This is a genomic window from Parabacteroides sp. AF17-3, from assembly GCF_003635445.1.
GTDB lineage: Bacteria > Bacteroidota > Bacteroidia > Bacteroidales > Tannerellaceae > Parabacteroides > Parabacteroides goldsteinii.
Map to the genome: position 1 here is coordinate 1 of NZ_QTMM01000005.1, position 332 is coordinate 332.

Annotated in this window: 1 protein-coding gene; it reads left to right on the forward strand. The window is 50.6% G+C overall.

Annotation, left to right across the window (positions count from 1 at the left end):
• Positions 1–15 precede the first annotated feature (15 nt).
• Positions 16–332 (forward strand): D-Ala-D-Ala carboxypeptidase family metallohydrolase (locus DWW91_RS07560; RefSeq protein WP_233584440.1); only part of this gene is annotated, 317 nt, incomplete at its 3' end.

The following is a 332-nucleotide window of genomic DNA, read 5'->3' on the forward strand; positions in this document are numbered from 1 at the left end:
ATACAAACAAAATCAATGAACCTTAGTAGAAATTTCACCTTCGAAGAACTCACATACAGCCGGATTGCCGTCGAAAACGGACTTGAAAACGTACCGAACCCGCAAGCGCTTCAAGCGTTGAAAAACCTTGTAACCTTTCTGCTTCAACCGCTTCGCGACCGCTACAGCAGTGCAATCGCCGTCACAAGCGGCTACCGCAACGAAACGGTCAACCTGCTGGTCGGCGGAGTCAAAAATTCGCAACATACGAAAGGCGAAGCAGCCGACTGCTACATCGCCGAAGGGCCGGAAAAGCTGCTGGAGATATTGAAAGCCTCCGGTCTCGATTTCGA